18 protein-coding genes are annotated in these 19,969 nt (G+C 36.2%); 11 read left to right on the top strand and 7 right to left on the bottom strand.

The window, feature by feature from the left end; all coding sequences use genetic code 11:
* Positions 1–110: 110 nt before the first annotated feature.
* The 3 genes from C6H17_RS04375 to gap form a co-directional block, all read right to left on the bottom strand.
* On the bottom strand, positions 111–704 hold the full coding sequence (locus C6H17_RS04375; protein WP_005218871.1) for a hypothetical protein: 594 nt from the start codon (positions 702–704) through the stop codon (positions 111–113).
* Positions 705–722: 18 nt separating this feature from the next.
* Positions 723–2,573 carry an arginine decarboxylase gene (gene speA / locus C6H17_RS04380; protein WP_005218872.1) on the bottom strand — a complete coding sequence of 617 codons (1,851 nt, stop codon included), beginning with the start codon at positions 2,571–2,573 and terminating at the stop codon, positions 723–725.
* Between the two features lie 409 nt (positions 2,574–2,982).
* Positions 2,983–3,984 (bottom strand): type I glyceraldehyde-3-phosphate dehydrogenase, encoded by a 1,002-nt coding sequence (gene gap, locus C6H17_RS04385; protein WP_005218874.1) that lies wholly within the window; start codon positions 3,982–3,984, stop codon positions 2,983–2,985.
* A 188-nt stretch (positions 3,985–4,172) separates the two neighbouring features.
* Between gap and C6H17_RS04390 the strand changes: the two genes are divergently transcribed.
* Both C6H17_RS04390 and C6H17_RS04395 read left to right on the top strand, forming a co-directional pair.
* A complete protein-coding gene (locus C6H17_RS04390) occupies positions 4,173–4,466 on the top strand; it encodes an HU family DNA-binding protein (protein WP_005218876.1) in 294 nt (97 codons plus the stop codon).
* Between the two features lie 161 nt (positions 4,467–4,627).
* On the top strand, positions 4,628–5,839 hold the full coding sequence (locus C6H17_RS04395; protein ID WP_005218878.1) for a phosphoglycerate kinase: 1,212 nt from the start codon (positions 4,628–4,630) through the stop codon (positions 5,837–5,839).
* On the opposite strand, the gene hemH is transcribed toward C6H17_RS04395, so the two are convergent.
* Positions 5,775–6,770, bottom strand: coding sequence for a ferrochelatase (gene hemH / locus C6H17_RS04400; RefSeq protein ID WP_005218881.1), 996 nt, complete (start codon positions 6,768–6,770; stop codon positions 5,775–5,777). The two genes, C6H17_RS04395 and hemH, sit on opposite strands and share 65 nt — an antisense overlap.
* A gap of 58 nt (positions 6,771–6,828) precedes the next feature.
* Here hemH and C6H17_RS12115 point away from each other — a divergent pair, with 58 nt between their 5' ends.
* Entirely contained in the window at positions 6,829–6,966 is a 138-nt protein-coding gene (locus C6H17_RS12115; protein ID WP_155243502.1) for a hypothetical protein, read from the top strand.
* A 31-nt stretch (positions 6,967–6,997) separates the two neighbouring features.
* Here the strand turns inward: C6H17_RS12115 and C6H17_RS04405 are convergent, their stop codons facing one another.
* The 3 genes from C6H17_RS04405 to C6H17_RS04415 form a co-directional block, all read right to left on the bottom strand.
* On the bottom strand, positions 6,998–8,389 hold the full coding sequence (locus C6H17_RS04405) for a methyl-accepting chemotaxis protein (protein ID WP_020995609.1): 1,392 nt from the start codon (positions 8,387–8,389) through the stop codon (positions 6,998–7,000).
* Positions 8,379–8,882 carry a PAS domain-containing protein gene (locus C6H17_RS04410; RefSeq protein WP_005218886.1) on the bottom strand — a complete coding sequence of 168 codons (504 nt, stop codon included), beginning with the start codon at positions 8,880–8,882 and terminating at the stop codon, positions 8,379–8,381. Before C6H17_RS04410 ends, C6H17_RS04405 begins: the two co-directional genes overlap by 11 nt.
* 317 nt (positions 8,883–9,199) lie before the next feature.
* Positions 9,200–9,967: an exodeoxyribonuclease III gene (locus tag C6H17_RS04415; protein ID WP_005218888.1), complete on the bottom strand. Its 768-nt coding sequence runs from the start codon at positions 9,965–9,967 to the stop codon at positions 9,200–9,202.
* A gap of 398 nt (positions 9,968–10,365) precedes the next feature.
* Here C6H17_RS04415 and C6H17_RS04420 point away from each other — a divergent pair, with 398 nt between their 5' ends.
* From C6H17_RS04420 to C6H17_RS04455, 8 genes are all read left to right on the top strand, one after another.
* Entirely contained in the window at positions 10,366–10,926 is a 561-nt protein-coding gene (locus C6H17_RS04420) for a pyruvate flavodoxin oxidoreductase subunit gamma (RefSeq protein WP_005218890.1), read from the top strand.
* A 21-nt stretch (positions 10,927–10,947) separates the two neighbouring features.
* A complete protein-coding gene (locus tag C6H17_RS04425) occupies positions 10,948–11,355 on the top strand; it encodes a 4Fe-4S dicluster-binding protein (protein WP_005218893.1) in 408 nt (135 codons plus the stop codon).
* 11 nt (positions 11,356–11,366) lie between these two features.
* Positions 11,367–12,590, top strand: a complete 1,224-nt coding sequence (locus tag C6H17_RS04430; protein WP_005218895.1) for a 2-oxoacid:ferredoxin oxidoreductase subunit alpha — start codon at positions 11,367–11,369, stop codon at positions 12,588–12,590.
* Between the two features lie 40 nt (positions 12,591–12,630).
* A complete protein-coding gene (locus C6H17_RS04435; RefSeq protein WP_005218897.1) occupies positions 12,631–13,575 on the top strand; it encodes a thiamine pyrophosphate-dependent enzyme in 945 nt (314 codons plus the stop codon).
* Positions 13,576–14,110: 535 nt separating this feature from the next.
* Complete coding sequence (gene rpsB / locus C6H17_RS04440; protein WP_005218899.1) at positions 14,111–14,917, top strand: 30S ribosomal protein S2; 807 nt, start codon at positions 14,111–14,113, stop codon at positions 14,915–14,917.
* 80 nt (positions 14,918–14,997) lie between these two features.
* On the top strand, positions 14,998–16,065 hold the full coding sequence (gene tsf / locus C6H17_RS04445) for a translation elongation factor Ts (protein ID WP_005218901.1): 1,068 nt from the start codon (positions 14,998–15,000) through the stop codon (positions 16,063–16,065).
* A gap of 186 nt (positions 16,066–16,251) precedes the next feature.
* Complete coding sequence (locus C6H17_RS04450) at positions 16,252–18,573, top strand: secretin N-terminal domain-containing protein (RefSeq protein ID WP_020995611.1); 2,322 nt, start codon at positions 16,252–16,254, stop codon at positions 18,571–18,573.
* Positions 18,574–18,701: 128 nt separating this feature from the next.
* A complete protein-coding gene (locus C6H17_RS04455) occupies positions 18,702–19,763 on the top strand; it encodes a phospholipase A (protein ID WP_005218904.1) in 1,062 nt (353 codons plus the stop codon).
* The last annotated feature ends 206 nt before the right edge of the window (positions 19,764–19,969 follow it).

Raw genomic sequence — 19,969 nt, forward strand, 5'->3', positions numbered from 1 at the left:
TAAAGTTTTATATTGTTGGCTTTGTAAGTCTTTTATAAAACTTTTTATTTATATATCCCCTCTCCCATTATAGACATTTCATAGACTAAAAATTATGAAAACTATAAAATCTAATACGCAATATGCTCGTATAGTTCTATTACACCTAAGTCATCTTGTATGAGTGTGCGTGTCATTCGTTGATTTTTCTTTTTTAAGCAACCGCTTAAGTCAAAAAAGAGTGTCTTATCATCTTTTTTCCAAAGTGTGTAAGTGCATTTTACATTATATGAGTTTATGAAAGTATAGTCGTGCTCTTTATTATCCTGTGGTAAGCCTAGTTTTAAGATATTTGATAGGTGTGCTATGCGGTCTTTCTCCCTTGCTGCGTGATGGTGTTTTAAGTAAATGACTAGATTTTCTAAAAAGATTCTATGCATCATTTCAATATCTGCTTGCGGATAAAAGCACTTTGTAGCGTAACACATAATGCTGCCATCACACACTCTTTTTTGCCAAGTCTCATCGCATTTTGCATCTTCTACAAAGTCGTTTTGATTGAATAGTAGTTTTATGCGTTTTATGGTTGCCTCTAGCCAGTGTTCTTTTGGGCTAGATTCTGTATTTTTAGTAGATTCCATTTTTTTAGAATCTACTTTAGAATCTGCCATTACAAAGCCACAACACAACACAAAAGCCATAATATATCTACACACAAAACGCATAAATCCCCCCTTTAAACGCTACAATGTATCTGTGCTAATAGTCCTTAGATAGCCATTCTCACTTAGCATAACATAGAGTTTGCCTAGCACCGCTTTTTTTGTCTCTATGTCTAAATCACTATCTTCTATATGCTGCTTTAAGATTCTCTCAATCTCTTTTGTATCATAATCCAAGTCATCTAGCACATCGACTATCGTTTGTGCTTCTAATAGATTTGCGATTTCATAGCCTTTATTTAACTCATCATCAAAGATAACGCTAAATTCTGTTGGGTGCGTAAAGAGATTATGTCTCATACCTAGCACTTCTTGATACGCTCCAACAAGGAAAAAGCCTAGAAAATACTCTTCTTTTGACACATCGACATCATGTAAGAAAAGGGGCATTTGCGGATTGAATGAAATCTCACCATCACTATCGCAGGTAATATCCCAAAGGCTTGCGGCACGCGTTGGACGGCGGTTCAGCCTATCAAGTGGCATAACGGGGAAATTCTGCTCTAATCCCCAGTAGTCTGGCAAACTTTGAAAAAAGCTACAATTTAGCAAATATCTCTCTTGCACACTTTTTTGTATCTTTAGAATCTCATTATGATTTTTATACTTTAAAAGCTTAATCACTTTTTTGATAATCAAATGCACTAGCACTTCAGTATTACTTCTATCCTTTAAGTCGATATAGCCCAAGTCAAAAAGTGTAAGTAAAGATTCCATGTGATCGAGGCTATCATGCAGGTATTCAATCGCATTTTTCTCTGTGATAGAGTTATATAAGTCATTTAGCTCTTCTACAAGCGGGGGATTAGAATCTTCTTTTAATTTCAACGCACTTTCTTCATATTCTTGTGAAAATAGCTCTAATACAGGGGCTACCAAAACCGCATGTGAAGCAGATATAAAGCGACCAGATTCTATAAAAATATCTGGCTCTAACTCATTTTTATTTTTCGCTATCTCTTTTAAGCTAAAGACGACATCGCCGCTAAATTCTGTCAAAGTGTAGTTTTTGCAATTCATACTTTCATGCTGTGCATATTCCACTGCTAAACCACCGCCAATATTTACTGCGGTAAGATTCTTTGCCCCCATTTTCCTAAGCTCTGCATAGATATTGCCTACTTCTCTAATCGCCTTTTTTAGCGGTGAAATATCGCTTATTTGACTGCCGATATGAAAATGTATCATGGTAAATTTATGCAGAAGTTTTGAATACTCTAGCATTTTCATAGCTTCTAAAAGCTCTGTTGAAGTTAGTCCAAACTTAGAGGTAATACCCCCGCTTTTTGCCCAAATGCCCGTGCCAACGCTATGCAGTCGTATCCTTAAGCCAATATTAGGATAAGGCTCTGCCATCTCACTTGCGATTTCTATGATAGTCTTTAGCTCATTTAGCCCCTCTATTGTAAGCGTAATATCATGCCCCATATTTGCCGCGATAAAGCCTAGCGAAATCATCTCTTTATCTTTAAAGCCATTCACGGTTATTGGACTGCCCTTATTTGTATAAGCCATAGCTACGATAAGCTCTGATTTACTCCCTGCTTCTAAGCCATAGCATTTACCCTTGCTAAGCTCGACTAAAGGCAGGACAAAATTTGGCATTTGATTAACTTTTAGGGGGAATACCGCTTTGAAACAGCCTTGATACTGATACTCTTTAATGGCGGTATGAAAAGCATCATAAACCTTTGTGATTTGATTTTCTATTAAATGCGGGAATCTTAAAAGCAGTGGTCCTTTATAGCCTTTTTCTCTTGCCTCTTTTACAATATCAATGAGAGCGGGTTTTACCTTATAATTCACCTTTACCACACCATCATCGATAATAAAATCATCATTTGACCAAAATTTAATGCCATAATCAACCATAATGCCTCCAGATTCTAACACTTCGTTATTTGCTTTGCTATGGATAGCAAAAAGCTTTAAAACATGAAGCACAGATTCTAGCAAATTTTAATTAAAAATGAAAAAAATACTTTCATAAATGACTTGGTTGTGATATTTTTGGGAAATACTGCTGGGGTAGAGTAATATAAAAAGATTTATGACTACTTTAAGTAGACTGATTGCAATCCTTTGTTGCTTTGGTGGCTTTACTTTATGGGATAAAACATGTTATGTTATGCAACCATCTAAAAACATATTTTAATTTTTTGCACCTATCGGATTTGACATAAAGATTAGACGCTCGCAAATGCGCATAGAAATCCACATTCTCTACAAATAAAATAGCCGGGGATCCTATCACTTTAATCTAAAATTTTACAAAGACCTGCTACAAACCCTTACACACATACACGCTCATATCCACAAGCCTATGTGTATAACCCATTTCATTATCATACCACGCAAGGATTTTTGCACTTTTGCCAATGGCGATTGTCTTATCTGGCACGATTACCGCACTTGCATTGCTGCCGATAAAATCACTTGATACACGCATTTCATCATCAACGATAATAAGCCCTTTAAATGCCCCTTCAAAACTCTCGCCACTTTGAGCCTTATAAAATGCTTCATTAATAGAATCTTTGCTTACTTCACTTTTAAGATTCACGCTTAAATCCACCAAGCTCACATCAGGCGTTGGCACACGCACAGCGATACCATTAAGCTTCCCTGCAAGATGTGGCAATACAAGCCCAATCGCCTTTGCCGCACCTGTGCTTGTAGGTATCATAGATAGGGCTGCTGCACGCGCTCGGCGTAAGTCTTTGTGTTTCACATCAAGGAGATTTTGGTCGTTCGTGTAGCTATGGATAGTGCTCATAAGGGCATTTTCAATGCCAAAAGTAGAATCTAGCACTTTCACAATGGGGGCAAGGCAGTTTGTAGTGCAGGACGCATTTGAAATCACACTTTCATTATTGTATTGCGTATGATTGACGCCATAGACAAAAGTTGGCGTGTTATCCGCAGGAGCAGAGATTATCACGCGTTTGACATTGCCTTTAATATGTGCTTTTGCTTTATCAAGGGCATTAAACTTGCCCGTGCATTCAAGCACCGCTACCGCTTCACCAAAGTCAAGATTGAGCGGATCTCTATCGCTTAAAATCTTTACATTTTTGCTTTTACCAATGCGGAGTGTGCTTTCATCTAACTTCTCAACATCATAGAATCTATGCACAGAATCATATCGCAGCAAATGCACTAAAGTATCTATACTTGCCGTGGTATTCATACTTACAAGCTCCACATCATCGCGTTCCCCAATAATCCTAGCCGCACATAGCCCAATGCGTCCTGTGCCATTAATCGCAAGTTTGATTGCCATGATTTATATCCTTTTTTGCTTAAAATATAGGTGTTTAAAGGCTGCATTGTAGCAAAAACTTGCAATTTTTTATAATTTAACTCTAAAATAACTTGATTTTCATACAAAAATCAAATACAATGCTAGTTTATCTTTTTAGCCTTGTGTGCTGTTTAAAGATAAATATATTTTATATAGGAGTTTTCGTTATGAAAAAGAGCGATTTTGTAAAAACTATCAAAGAAATCGGTGGTTATGCAAAGAAAGAGGATGCGGAAAAGGCACTTGATTCTGTTGTAGATGCAATTACACATGTATTGAAGTCAAATGACACAGTTGAGCTTGTAGGATTTGGTAAATTTGAAAATGCGGTGCAAAAAGGTAAAGAAGGTAAAGTCCCCGGAACTGATAAAACTTACAAAACAGCGGATAAAATGGTGCCAAAATTTAAGCCCGGTAAAGCCTTAAAAGATGAGGTTGCAAGTATCAAGGTAAAAAAATAGACTTACGAAAAATTATGCTTTATAATTTCTAAAATTGTTATCCCTCCTTCAAACAAAAGTCGGCAATTCTTACTTTTTGATTTAGCCGTGATTGGTATGGTTAAATTGCTTGTGCTACAATGTTGTTTTATAAAGTTATGCAACATTTTCAAGGAGTAATTATGCCAAAAACCACAAGTATCACTTTAATGCAAGAAGCAAAAAGCATACGAGATATTACTATCAAAGACCAAAGAGTGTTAATCCGCGTTGATTTCAATGTTCCTATGGATAAAGATTTCAATATCAGCGATGATACGCGTATGCGTGAAGCCTTGCCAACAATTAACTATTGTATTGACAATGAAGCACAAAGTATTGTTTTGGTGAGTCATCTTGGCAGACCAAAAGGGCGTAGCAGTGATTTTTCACTCAAGCATGTTGTAAAAAGGCTAGAGAGACTACTCAATAAAGATGTATTTCTTGCCGATACAATAGAATCTGCAAAAGCCGCACAAAATGAAAATAGATGTCAAATCATCTTGCTTGAAAATATTAGATTCTATGAAGGTGAAACAAAAAATGATGAAACACTAAGTAAAAATCTCGCAAGTCTTTGTGATGTTTATGTGAATGACGCGTTTGGGACGAGCCATAGGGCGCATGCTAGCACTTATGGTATTGCGAAGTTTGTGAATCATAAAGTTGCAGGTATATTGTTGAAAAAAGAGATTGATTCCTTTGCAAAGGTGATTAAGAATCCATTGCGACCGCTTTTATTGATTGTTGGTGGAAGCAAGGTAAGCTCAAAGCTTAGTCTTTTGCAAAGAGTGCTTGATGTCGTTGATAAAATCATTATCGGTGGAGCTATGAGTAATACTTTCTTAAAAGCGTTAGGCTATGATATGCAGAATAGCCTTGTAGAAGATGATTTAATAAAAGATGCGATAACGATTCTAGAAAGCGCAAAAGAGAAAAAGGTAAAGGTATATTTGCCTGTGGATCTGGTAAGCACAAATAGCATTGATAGTCCAAGTGAGATTAAAATCACACCATCACAAGACATACCACAGAATCTCATCGCAGTTGATATTGGTCCTGCAAGCGTTAAACTTTTTAGTGAAGTGGTTACAGATTCTCAAACTATTATTTGGAATGGTCCGCTTGGTGTGTATGAGATTCACCAGTTTTCTCGTGGGACTTTTAATCTCGCTCATGCAATTGCTAATACTTATGCATTTAGCTTTATCGGCGGTGGCGATACCGCAGACGCGATTGATAAAGCTGGACAAAGGGATAATATGAGTTTTATATCCACGGGTGGTGGTGCTAGCCTTGAGTTATTGGAGGGGAATATTCTGCCTGCATTTGAGGTGCTTGATAAGAAGTCATAGATTCTATAAATTCTACAAATAAATCGCTATCATTTAAGCATTCGCATACAAGGTATTCTTTTATGCCAAGCGATTTTGCAAGCTCGGCATATTGTATAGCAAGCTCATATTTTGTTTCAGAGTTATCAATGGTAAAACTTAGCGGATATATAATCATATTGTTTGGAGCAAGGGATTTAATCACAGAATCTGTATAAGGACCAATCCACTTCACAGGTCCCACCTTTGACTGATAGCATAGCTGTATATCTTTAAATATAATATCATTTTTCTCTAATTCAGTTTGCAGCAGGGCTTTGCAATCTTGGCATTCTTGCTGATAGGGATCACCTTTTTTAATGCGACTTATAGGCACAGAGTGTGCGGATAGAATCAGCACAAAATCCTTTGCATTTCTTCCATTTAAAGTGTCCTTAATGCTTTGTGTAATTGCCTTTATAAACAAGGGGTGGGTTGCATAGCGATCGATTGCTCTTATGCGTGGAGTAAAGTTTAGTGTCTTAAGGGCAAGTGAGATATCGCTAAAAGATGAATAAGTTGTAGTTGAGCTATATTGCGGATACATGCTAAAAAGCGTAATGTCATGAATGTTTTTTTGCATGATTTCTTGTATAACAGCTAATGAATAGGGTGGCACATAACGCATAGCATAAGTGTAGAATGTGCTTGGATTCCTCTTTTGCAATTTCTGTGTAAGTTTAAAAGTGATTTCTGTTAATGGGCTACAACCACCTATCTTTTCATACATTTTCTTGCTTTTTTCAATGCGTGAATTTACTATAACATTGCCTAGCATAGAGCGAAAAAACTCATTTTTAACGCTAAGGATACATGGGTCAGCAAACATATTTTTGAGAAAAGTGGCGACTTCATCTAAATTATTTGGTCCGCCCATATTGAGTAACACTACGGCTTTGTTTTGGTTTTGCATATATTTCCTTGTAGGTTTTGGGTGTAAAGATTCTATACTTGTCAATGTGGCATTTTGCATGGGTATTATAACAAAACTCTTTGAGTTTGTTTGTATGCTGTCTCTACATGGTAGTAATACGCATATAAAGTTAGATTCTAGAATCTTATTCTACATAATGCCTAGATTAAATCAAGAATCTCTTAATTATTTATAGCGCTTAGATTTTAAAGATATAGATCTTGCTTTCAAGATTGTTTAATCGCATTGTCTAACTTTTGTATAAACTGCTGGCTTGCTTCTTCCATAGCATTCAAATGCGTAACGATATAATCAATATCTGTGCTATCTAGCTCTTTATCTATTTTTTGTAATGCGTCAGTTACATTTTGAGTGATAATATCTCGGCTTCTATCGACTTCTTGGCTACTTACAAGGCTAAAAAGGACTTTTTGGCATATTGGGTCTTCAAAAAGATGTGATATAGCATGTTTGCTAAAATCTTGTGCTGGTTTGAAAAGCTTAAAGCTCAAATACGCATTGGATTTATACAGAATATGCTCAATTTTTGCTACATTGATAATAAGGCTTTTTTGCAAGATATTAAATGCACTATGCAGGGCGACACTTTCATTGCCAAGATTCTCAAACACATCGGTAAAAGAAGCGATTTTACTTTGCGTGTCATTGATGATACGATAGACTTCTTCACTTCCTGCTTGAATGGTTGTAATCTCTTGTTGCATAGTTTGGATAACAAGTGAAATCTCATCAGTTGCTTTATGTGTATTTTCAGCAAGCTTTCTTACCTCATCAGCAACGACTGCAAAGCCTCTACCATGCTCTCCTGCCCTTGCTGCTTCAATACTTGCGTTTAATGCTAAGAGATTTGTTTGTGCTGCGATATTGATAATAAGTTGTATAACATTGCCAATATCATTTGAACGCTGTGCGAAGCTATTAATCGCATCATTGCTTTGGGCGATAAGTGTTAGGAGATTTGCTATACTATCAGCTATTTCTGTGATATTTGCTTTATTTTCATCTGCGATTTGAGTAAGCGATTGGATATTATCACTTACGCCGTGCATTTTACTCATTTCATGTGTTAAATCTGTGCTAATGCTATTTAAGTCGTGATTCTGATTATCCAAGCTCATGTTCATAAGTGATCTTGCAAGTGAGTTTTGGATACTCTCTTTTGCATTTGTCTCAATACTATTTAAACAAAAATTAATACTATCTATGTTTTTTACAAATGTGCCTTTCAAGCCCTCACCTAAGGCTCTTCTATAAAATTCATGGTTTTGTGATGCACTCACAGAAGTATTTACCTCACGCAGAAAGGCTTCAAGATTATCCAGTAAGACATTTAGATTCCCACCAAGTGTAACAAGCTTAGAATCTCCATGCAAATGGATAACGCGACTTTCAAAATCACCATCTTTCGCATGCTCTGTTACTTCAATAATGCGATCTAAAAATTGTGCATGTCTAGTCTCAAAAAATAAGCTCACACCTTGTGCCACACATGCAAGAAGTGCTATGCTTCCAGCAATAATGCCACCATTTAAAAAGCTTAATAAACCCGCAATGAAAGAAAGCAATATGCCTACTACCAAAAAGATTCTAAGCGACATGTCCATTCCTTTGAAGATTTAACACGAGATTATTGTAGGTTAGATTTGCATTTTTTGCATATTCAAGGATAAAGTTATACGCCTTATCTATCCCTTGTGCTTTTTCAATCCGCAAAGTCTCTTCATAAATCTTGCTAATAACCGCTATGGCTGCTTCATTTGGTTTTCTACGCACAGAATAGTAACCTATGACTTGATTATGCTGATTATAGTTTGGTGTAATGTTGGCAAATACCCAATAGAAATTATTGTGTTTAGTCTTATTTTTCACAAAAGCAAAGACTTCTTTGCCCTGCTTAATATGCTCCCATAGAATCCTAAAAACACACTTTGGCATGTCTGCATGACGCACAATATTGTGGGATTTAAATAAAACTTCTTCTTCATCATACTCTGCATAATCTAAAAATGGCTTGTTGCAATACAGCACATTACCTTTTAAATCCGTTTTTGAAGTAATTAATACATCTTTATCAAGTATAAGTTCTTGCATACTAACTTCCTTGTAAGTAATTAAATTGAATAATCATAGAACATAAAAGCGACTTGGTATTATAACATGTTAGGCTTAATGCAATATTAACGCTAGAACATATACTCTTTGTAACCCTAACTATTGTCTAGTATATCCACAATAAAAATAAGTAAAATCATAGTTTAAGGTTTATAAGAATATGACTTTGTTTATATTTTAATCATTTTGCTTACACTTCCAGATAGCAAAAGATTCCAAGTTATTAATTTAATTTTAGCTTTAACAACTATCGGATAATCGAGATGTGGCTATCTATAAGCGGTAATATTTACACATTACACAACCGCATTCTCATCAATCACAATGCCAACAGGGCAGTGATCACTCCCCATTATCTCGGGATAAATATGTGCTTCCTTGAGATTCTTGGCAAGACATCTTGAGAGTAAAAAGTAATCAATTCTCCAACCCGTGTTATTTTGCCTTGCTTTGCCCATGTAGCTCCACCATGTATAAGCATGCTCTTTATCCGGGTAAAAATAGCGATAAGAATCAATAAAGCCGCTATCTAAAAGCACACTCATTTTTTCTCGTTCTTCATCAGTAAAACCCGCATTTCTGCGATTTGTCTTTGGATTCTTTAAATCTATCTCTTTATGTGCTACATTTAAATCACCACATACAATCACAGGCTTATATTGCTCTAATCCCTTTAAAAAAGAGCGAAAATCATCTTCCCATTCTTGTCTGTATGTAAGCCGCTCTAGCTCTCGTTTAGAATTTGGTGTATAAACATTTACAAGAAAAAAGGTCGCATATTCTGCAACGATAATTCGCCCCTCTTTATCATGGTGTGCTATCCCCATATCATTACACACGCTTAATGGCTCTGTTTTGCTAAGAATGATTGTGCCAGAGTATCCCTTTTTTTCCGCTTCATTCCAAAACTGATAATATCCATCAAATACAAAATCACTTTGACTTCTGTGCATTTTAGATTCTTGAATACAAAATACATCAGCATCTATTGTGTTAAAAAAGTCCATAAATCCTTTCGTCATACATGCACGCAAACCATTTACATTCCAAGATATCATTTTCATATTACTATCCTAAAGTATAAAAGTAGATTCTATATAAAAGAGTAAATTATAACCACAGAAATACAACATTACTTAATGCAAATATGGAATCACATTTCTAGCTACAATGTGTAACAAAAAGTAATAAACATGTTATTGAAAGTAAAAAGATTTCTTAAAATATGTTTCTTTTTAACACATGAAAATCCATAGATATCGTGTAAGCAAAATGAAAATCCCAAGAATTTACAAAATATTTGTTACAATTAAGATATAACAAGCTCTTTACACACAGCAGCATAAACTAACAACATAGTCTTTTAGAGTATTTATTATGCTTCATTCGCAATACAGGATAATGTTTAAAGAGAATGTTTGTGTTTCCATTTGAAACGATAACCCAAAACAAGGAGAAGATAATGTTAGAAATCAGATGGCATAGTAGAGCTGGTCAGGGTGCTGTAACAGGTGCCAAAGGGCTAGCAGATGTAATCGCTGGCACAGGCAAAGAGGTGCAGGCTTTTGCGACTTATGGTTCTGCAAAACGCGGTGCTACAATGGCGGCATTTGATAGGTTTGATGATACCCCCATTCTTAATCATGAGAAATACATGGAGCCAGATTATGTATTAGTGATTGACCCCGGTCTTACTTTTATCGCAGATATTTTTGAGAATGAAAAGCCTACAACAAAATATATTATCACAACGCATTTAAGTAAAGAAGAGTTGCAAGAGAAAAAGCCGGAGTTAAAGGATCGAGAGTTTTACATAGTGGATTGCATTAAGATTTCTTTAGAGGCATTGGGTAAGCCTATCCCAAATGCGCCTATGCTTGGTGCTTTCATTAAAGAATCTGGTCTTTTACCTATTGAAGAGTTTAAAGAAGCGTTTAAAAAAGTGTTGGGAAAAAAATTACCACAAAAAATTATTGATGCAAATATGGTGGCAATACAGCGTGCGTATGATGAAGTGCATTAATAAAGTATGAAAGGATAGATTATGCAAAATGCGAATAAAGGTTGGAATGACTTATTACCCGGTGCAGTTGTATTTCCACTTGAAACAGAAGGTGAAAAAAGCCTTGACATGCACCAAGAGGAGAGAAAATATACAGATAATAGCTCTTACACACTAAGCGTAGCACATTGGCGGACAGAAAAGCCCGTGCATAATGTAGAGCATTGCATTAATTGCTATTTTTGCTGGGTGTATTGCCCTGATAGCTCTATTTTAGTAAGAGATGAAAAGATGACTGGTGTAGATTACAAGCATTGTAAAGGTTGTGGTGTGTGTGCTGATGTGTGTCCTACAAATCCTAAATCTTTAATTATGTTTCAAGATTTTGTTACAAAAGAAGATGCGATTAGTCAATGGCCAGCAAAAGAGAAGAAAGAGAAAAAGGCATAAGGAGTTAAGCAATGGCAAAAGTATATGATTTACAAGAAGTTGAGGTATGGGATGGCAATGTCGCCGCTAGTCATGCCCTGCGACAAGCACAGATTGATGTAATGGCAGCATACCCTATCACACCATCAACACCTATCGTGCAAGATTATGGCACATTTGTTGGCAATGGCTATATTGATGGCGAGTTTGTGCTTGTAGAATCTGAACATGCGGCAATGAGTGGTTGCGTTGGTGCAGCAGCAGCAGGTGGTAGAGTGGCTACTGCTACAAGCTCACAAGGCTTGGCATTAATGGTTGAGGTATTATATCAAGCAAGCGGTATGAGACTGCCTATTGTATTAAATCTAGTTAATCGTGCATTAGCAGCACCGCTAAATATCCATGGCGATCATTCAGATATGTATCTATGCCGTGATGCAGGGTGGATTCAGCTTTGCACTTGTAATCCACAAGAAGCTTATGACTTTAACCTTATGGCGTTTAAAATCGCAGAAGACTATGATGTAAGAGTGCCTACAATAGTGAATCAAGATGGCTTCCTAAGCTCACATACCGCACAAAATGTGCGTCCTTTAAGCGATGAAGAGGCATATAAATTTATCGGTGATTATAAGGTAAAAAACGCATTGCTTGATTTTAGCAAACCTGTTACTTATGGTGTGCAAGCAGAAGAAGATTGGCATTATGAGCATAAGGCACAATTACATGCGGCAATCATGGATTCTATGCCTGTTATTGAACGCGTATTTAATGAGTTTAAAGAAAAGACAGGCAGAGCATACAAGCCTGTAATGAGCTATGATATGGACGATGCGGAAGTAGCAATCTTTGCTATCGGCACAACCGCAGAATCTGCAAGAGTTGCAGCAAAGGCTATGAGAGAGCAAGGCATAAAAGCTGGAGTTGTAACTATCCATGTATTACGCCCATTCCCTTATAAGCAAGTAGGCGAGGCATTGAAAAACGCAAAAGCAGTGGCTATCATGGATAAGTCTTCACCAGCTGGGGCTATGGGTGCTATGTTTAATGAAGTGAGTGCAGCTATCTATCAAGCCGCTACAAATAATCGTCCTATACTTTCTAACTATGTGTATGGCTTAGGTGAGAGAGACTTAACACAAAAAGATATTAGAAAGATTTATAGCGAACTTGCGGAGAATGCTAAGGCTGGAAAGCTTACGCATAACGCACAGCAGTGGATTTGTTTGCGTGGTAAGGAAATGGGTTTTAATTAAGATTCTTAACTTTGAAAAGTTGTATTAAAAAGGAAAGATAATGACAAAAGAGATAAAAAATCTAAAACAATTTAGCAAAAGTGCTGAAAGATTTGAAGGTGCGCATTTATTGTGTCCGGGTTGTGCGCATGGTATGATTGTGCGTGAGGTTTTAAATGCAGTTGATGGACCAATAGCTATTGGAAACTCCACTGGCTGCCTAGAGGTTTCAACAGCGGTATATCCGCATACCTCATGGAATGTGCCATGGATTCATATCGGTTTTGAAAATGGCTCGACTGCGATTTGTGGTGCTGAAGCTATGTATAAAGCCCTTGAGAGAAAAGGCAAATACAAAGGGCAAAAGCCTAAATTTGTAGCATTTGGTGGCGATGGTGCGACCTATGATATTGGATTCCAATGGATTAGTGGCTGTTTTGAAAGAGGGCATGATTTTACATATATTTGCCTTGATAATGAAGTGTATGCTAACACTGGCGGACAGAGAAGTGGCTCTACACCACTTGGGGCTAGCACTTCCACAACACCAGCAGGAAAAGTAAGCTATGGTAAAAAGCAAAAGAAAAAAGACTTGCTAAGCATTATGGCGGCACATGGAAGCCCCTATGTCGCACAAGTCGCACCAAATAAATGGAAAGATATGAATGCTAAGATAAAAAAGGCGATTGACACAGAAGGACCTACTTTTATCAATGCTATGAGTGCTTGCACGACTGAATGGAAATTTAACTCAAATCACACCGTTGAAATGAGTGATTTAGCCGTAGATAGTCTTGTATTCCCATTGTATGAAATCATTGATGGGCACGAATTGCGTATCACTTACCGCCCTAAAAAAGTCATTCCCGTTAGAGATTATCTAGCCGCACAAGGCAGATTCAAACATTTATTTAAACCAGAAAATGAGCATATCATCGAGCAATTTCAAAAAGATGTTGATGCTAGATGGGAGCTACTACAAAGAAGAGAAGAAGCAAAGTTGTAATACACTTTTCGAGTTTGCTATTCTCCATTAACTATTCTTTTAAAACTATTAGGATTTAGATTTACTTGATGAAGTAGATCCAAAATCCTTGAATTTCTACATGCACTCTCCATGCTATTCAATCGCTTTTTTATTAACCCTAGACACTACAACTCTTAAGTTATATGAAGTTATCATAGAGTATATAATTCAATCCGATTTTATAGCCATTTGAGTGGACTGCTGAGGTCCAGCGTAACCGCGAGTCTTAGTTTCTAAATCCTACATTCATTGTAGTGTTTATGGAATCTAAAAGTATAGTGTATCTATAAAATAACCCACAAACAAATTTTCACAAACAAAAAATCACAAAACTTGCAATTTTGTTGTATAATTTCTGCTTTGTGGAAAAACTCACATGTCAATCCTAAAAGTTGGTTGCCCTTTTTTTGTGTGTTCAAGCTTAAGCTTGGTTTTACTGCAAATTCAAGGGTTAATGGGCATGGTGGCAAAACCAATTCACAAAATTTACTATTAAATTTTAAGGAGCTGTAATATGGTTACTATGAAAGATTTGTTGGAATGTGGTGTGCATTTTGGACATCAAACAAGGCGATGGAATCCAAAAATGAAGAAATTCATCTTTGGTGTGCGTAAAAATATCCACATTATTGATTTGCAAAAGACGCTGCGTTACTTCCGCTACACTTATAACATTGTGCGTGATGCGGCGAGTGAGGGCAAAGTGATTATGTTTGTTGGGACAAAAAAACAAGCAAGTGATACTTTGAGAGAGTATGCTGAAAAGGTAAATGCACCTTATGTAAATTATCGTTGGCTTGGTGGTATGCTCACAAACTTTAGCACGATTAAAAAGTCAGTGAGAAAGCTTGAGATTATTGAAGAGATGGAATCAAGTGGGCAAATTGATCTTTTAACAAAAAAAGAAAAACTTATGCTTATGCGTAAAAAAGAGAAGTTAAATAAATATCTTGGTGGGATACGACATCTTAAAAAAGCCCCTGATATGCTGTTTGTTGTTGATGCACTGAAAGAAAAGATTGCAGTTGGCGAGGCAAGAAAGCTTGGAATTCCAGTAGTTGCACCACTTGATACAAATTGCGATCCAGATTTAATCGACTATCCAATTCCGGGCAATGATGATGCGATTCGCTCTATCCAGCTTTTCTGTAAAGAAATAAGCGATGCGATCACAGAAGGGCGTGAGATGAATGGCATTGAGGGTGAAGAAAATGCAGAGAGAACAGAGCCGCTACCTGCTACAGAAGCTGAAAAAGATGAGGTAATGGCAGAATTACAAGCAGAAATGGAAAAAGAGTTTCAAGCAAAAGAAGGAGAATAAAAATGCGTGATGAGACTAAAGAAGCATTGCAAAATGCAAAAGATGCAATTAGCGAAGCAGGAAAGCAAATAAAGCAAGAAGTGCAAGAGATTTCTGCAAAGGTTGTAGCAGAGTTGCGTAAAAAGACTGATGCAGGTATCATGGAATGCAAAAACGCATTGAAAGAATGTAAAGGAAATATTGAAGAAGCAATAGAGTATTTACGCAAAAAAGGGTTAAGCAAGGCAGCTAAAAAGGCAGATAGAATTGCAGCTGAGGGCGTTATCGCAATGAAAATTGCTGATGATTTCACAAAGGCTACTTTGGTTGAGGTGAATTCTGAAACAGACTTTGTAGCTAAAAATGAAGATTTTCAAGAGATTGTTGCAAATATCCTTGATTTGGCATTCAAACGCTCGTTAAACACAACAGAATCTTTAATGCAGCTTAGCGTTAATGGCGAGTCTTTTGAAGATTATTTAAAGCAAAAGATTGCCATTATTGGAGAAAATATTGTTATCCGCCGTGTTGCCACTATCACATGTAAGCCAAATCAGCTTATTAATGGATACTTGCACCATAATAAAAAGGTGGGAGCAATCACGCTTTTAAGCGTTGAAAAAGATGAGAATGTGTCTAAATTGAATGAATTTAGCAAACTTTTGAGTATGCATATCGCGTCTATGAAGCCAAAGTTTTTGAGTTATAAAGAGCTTGATAAAGATTTTGTAGCAAAAGAGAGAGTAGCTATTGCTGCGGAATTAGAGAAAGAAAATGAAGAGTTAGCAAGACTAAAAAAGCCATTGCACCGCATTCCAGAATTTGTAAGCCGCAGTGAGCTTAGTGAATCTGTATTGAAAGCAAAAGAGGAAGAATTGCGTGCTACATTAAAGCGTGAAGGAAAACCAGAGGCAATATGGGATAAAATTATTCCCGGACAGCTAGATCGCTTTATCCTTGATAATACGATTTTAGACCAGAGATTAACCCTATTAGCACAGCTTTATGCCCTTGATGATAAAAAGACTATCACGCAGGTGCTGAATGAAAAAAGCAAAGAGTTAAATGACAATATACAAGTAGTATCTTTCATAAACTTTGAGCTAGGTGAAGGTATCGAAAAGAAAGTGGATAACTTTGCTGAAGAAGTTGCTGCACAAATGAAGTAAATTTTTGGTTAATGCTGATGGATTTGTTAAGATTATAACAAGTATGGATTCTGCGAAATCCATATAGCATTCTTAGTGAAATTGATTTCATCACGACTCACATACATAAGCTAAAGATTATTTTTGAAGACATATTGAAGCAGGGCATATAGCATTATGATACAGCAAGGTAGTTATAGGATCTTTATGCTATATGTGAAAAGATTCTATATTGTTTTTAGCTATATATCCTTTTTTATGATTGCATTCTATCAAGTTCTATATGCTAAACAGAGTATAGATAAAGCACAAGATTCTATAAATACACAGCAAATACAAACCTATCCAAACACTACGCATAACACATTGCAAACCTATTCGATTATACATGATCTTCGCACAGCATTTGAGCCTTACTCTAGCATGGATACACAATATCAGGCTATACTAAAAAACTATAATGAAATGCTAAAAAATACACAGGATTCTAGCACTTATCCGCAAAACACTATGTCTATACAAAAGCGATTAGATTCTAAATCTTTTCATACCCAGAACTCATCTAAATCACTAGGGCTAGATTCTAAAACAAATGCTACAAGCCACACACAAACAAAACAAGATTCTATACCACGACAAGAAACACAAGATATAGAATCTAACTTTACGCCAAATACCAAAGAAGCTAGAGAATCTACACTCCATGTATCTACACAAAATACCAAACATTCACACAATGTAGCACCAGATTCTACAAATAGCCCCTTAAATCCTATCATTACGCAAGGACTAGATTCTACAAATCGCTATGCTACTTATAGGGATTTTCTAGCTATCCTTGATACATTTTGTTGTTCTGTGTCCCTGCCAAACACCATTATTAATAGCTTTGATTTAAGAGATTCTAAACAAGCCTTGCAACACATAGAATCTAGACTAAAAGATTCTATCCCGCAAGATTCCCCATTAAAAGATTCTATGCAAAACACGCAGAATCTAGCACAAAAACAAGACACAAAAAGCAAACAAAATAACACAAAGACAACTATCAACACAAGCCTGCTAGCCCCAAAATGTGTAAAAAAGAAGTTTAATATTACAAAAGATGAAAAGCTAAATATCCACACCCTACTACACGCCCTAGCAAAAGAGTGTGATTTCTCCATACAATACACACATAATGCCAAACAAAACCTACATAATCAGCAAAATATAACGCTAAATATACGCGACAAACCGCTTGACTTTGTGCTAGAAATGCTTTTAAGTGATATGTTTTATAGTATAGATAGAAATCGCTTGATAATCAGTGATATTTCCATGCAAATGTTTGCGATAAACTACATTTCAAGCACAAGAATGGCTCAAAGCAACACTGATGTCCTATTCGCACAAGAGCAACATGAAAACTACGGCTTAGGATACAATGGATTCTACAACAGCATGATTCCAAACTACACACAAAACTATTCTACACAAAACTATGCTTGGCAGAATCTAGCAAATACACAAACTTCACAAAGAGAAAATCAAAGCATGTCAGGCTACCTTGACAATCTTTCATTACGCAATCAACTTCGCTCTCAAATGAGTTCGGCTAATACGCGTTTTGGCAAAAGTGGGACAAAGGTGTATTCACTTGATGAGATTAACTTTTGGGCAGATATAGAATCTAAACTTCACATTATGCTTGATACAAAGCTTGGCGATAAATTTATGATTGACAAAGGGGCAGGGCTTATTGCAGTATGGACTACAAAGCAGAAGATGAGAGAAGTCTCACAATTTTTGCAAGATTTAGAGCAAAAGATGAATATGCAAGTAGCCATTGATGTGGAGATTCTATCACTCATACATTTTCAAACAAATAATGTTGGCATTGACTGGCAGCAAATATTTTCTATCTTAAATCCTACGCAATCAAGTCTTAATATCGCATTTGGCGGTGGGGGTGCAATGCTTACACTTGGTAATAATAATGCTGATTTACAAAGTATTTTTAATCTCCTACGCACTTATGGCGATTTGCGTAGTCTTAGCAATCCAAAGATTATGGCATTAAATAATCAACCAGCATTAATTAGTGTCGGCTCTGTCCTTCGTTACACACAAAATCTTGTATATCAATCAAATAATACAAATACGACAATCCAAAATACAAGCACGCAATACCCAAGCGTTTTTGCGGGAATCTTGCTTGATATTACCCCATCAATTAGCCATGATTCTGTAATCTTACGCATTAATCCATCTATCACAAAGACAAAAGACCCAGATATGGAAAACGCCGCAGAAGCCTTAAAAGCACCTCCAAACCTTAGCACAAATCAACTCTCTTCAATCGTGAAATTAAAAGATGGCGAACGAGTGATTATTGGCGGATTGTTAAATAATGTCGTCCAAAATACAAGCCAAGCTATACCAAAGATAGGCGAAAACAAATGGCTAAAAAATATCTTTGGCAAACAAAGTCGCACAAATCGCAGCGAAGAGTTAATAATCATCATCACACCGCATATTATACGATAACATTTTTTACATGCAAGATTACACGAGTAAGCATATCTCCACCACAAAGAATTTACATTTTGTTGTTACAATACACGCTTTGCAAACACAAATCTAATTTTATTTCAAGATTCCATAAAGGTTAATACATGCGTATCAGACAACTATGTATCATATATATACTATTGCATATACACATAGCCTATGCGATAGACAATATAGAAAGTCGTGCTAAAGACTTGCAAACAATAGATTCTACAAAAGACTCTCAAGAAAACACGAAAGAAAATCCTAAAGAAGATTCCAAGCAAAAAGATTCTAAACAAAACGCACTAGACCAAAATAGAAGTGATGATTATGCACGCATACAAACACCACCTTTTCATTCAAAAACACTTGATGTAAGATCATTCTTTTCACATTTTAAGTTTTATGAGCCATGGTATATATTACCTGCATATTATAGCTTTAGTGATATGTATAGCCCGGATTTAACACGCACAGAGATTAAAGCACAAATAAGCTTTCGTTTAGAGCTATTAAGCGATGTGATGTGTAAATATTGTGCTTTTAGCTTTGACTACACACAAAGAATCTATTTGCAAACCTATAATGACCCACAAAGCGCACCTTTGCGTGATACAGATTTATCACCTGCGATAAGCTTTATATACAAAAAGCCCATTCCCATTGCAAATGGCGATGGTGGCTATTTTAACTGGTTTTCTATTGGATATCGACATGTAAGCAATGGTGAGAGAGAAAATATATATGATTCTGATCCGCGTCAAGAAGCATGGGGTGGTAAGTTTGTAAGATCTAAAGCATTTGATAGAGTGGTATTTGAAACAAATTATAAATATAAGGATTTCAATGCTAGATTGCGTGCGTGGATGAATATCTCTGCGATCGCTTATGATGGTGCAAAAACAAATGGAGATATTGGCAAATATATGGGATATGGAGATATAAAGCTATCTTACACATATAAAAATAATCATTTTGAGCTATATCTAAACAATATTTTTAATAATTATTTTAGCCGTGATTACTGGGATTGGAAGGGGCATGTAGAACTTGGATATAGCTATGGTGTAAGTAAGCATTATGCCATTTATGTGCAGTATCTCTATGGACACGGCGATAGCTTATATGAATATAGTTTGCCTGTAAATCGAATTGGCGTAGGCGTGCGTTTGCGTGATTTTTAGATTCTGGGTTTTCATAAAGATTTAAGTTAATATAGTTGCTTACACATTCTAACTTTCAATGATTGCCATGCTAAATGTAAAAAGATCTCTAAATTTAGAATCCAACTTTAACCTTAGGTAAATACAGATCTAAAAGTTAAAATGTTATGTGTGTTAATATTGTTTGAATTAGTGTTTGAGTATTTTTAGCGATTTAAAGTGTAGGT

This window comes from Helicobacter rappini (assembly GCF_900198625.1).
Lineage (GTDB): Bacteria > Campylobacterota > Campylobacteria > Campylobacterales > Helicobacteraceae > Helicobacter_A > Helicobacter_A rappini.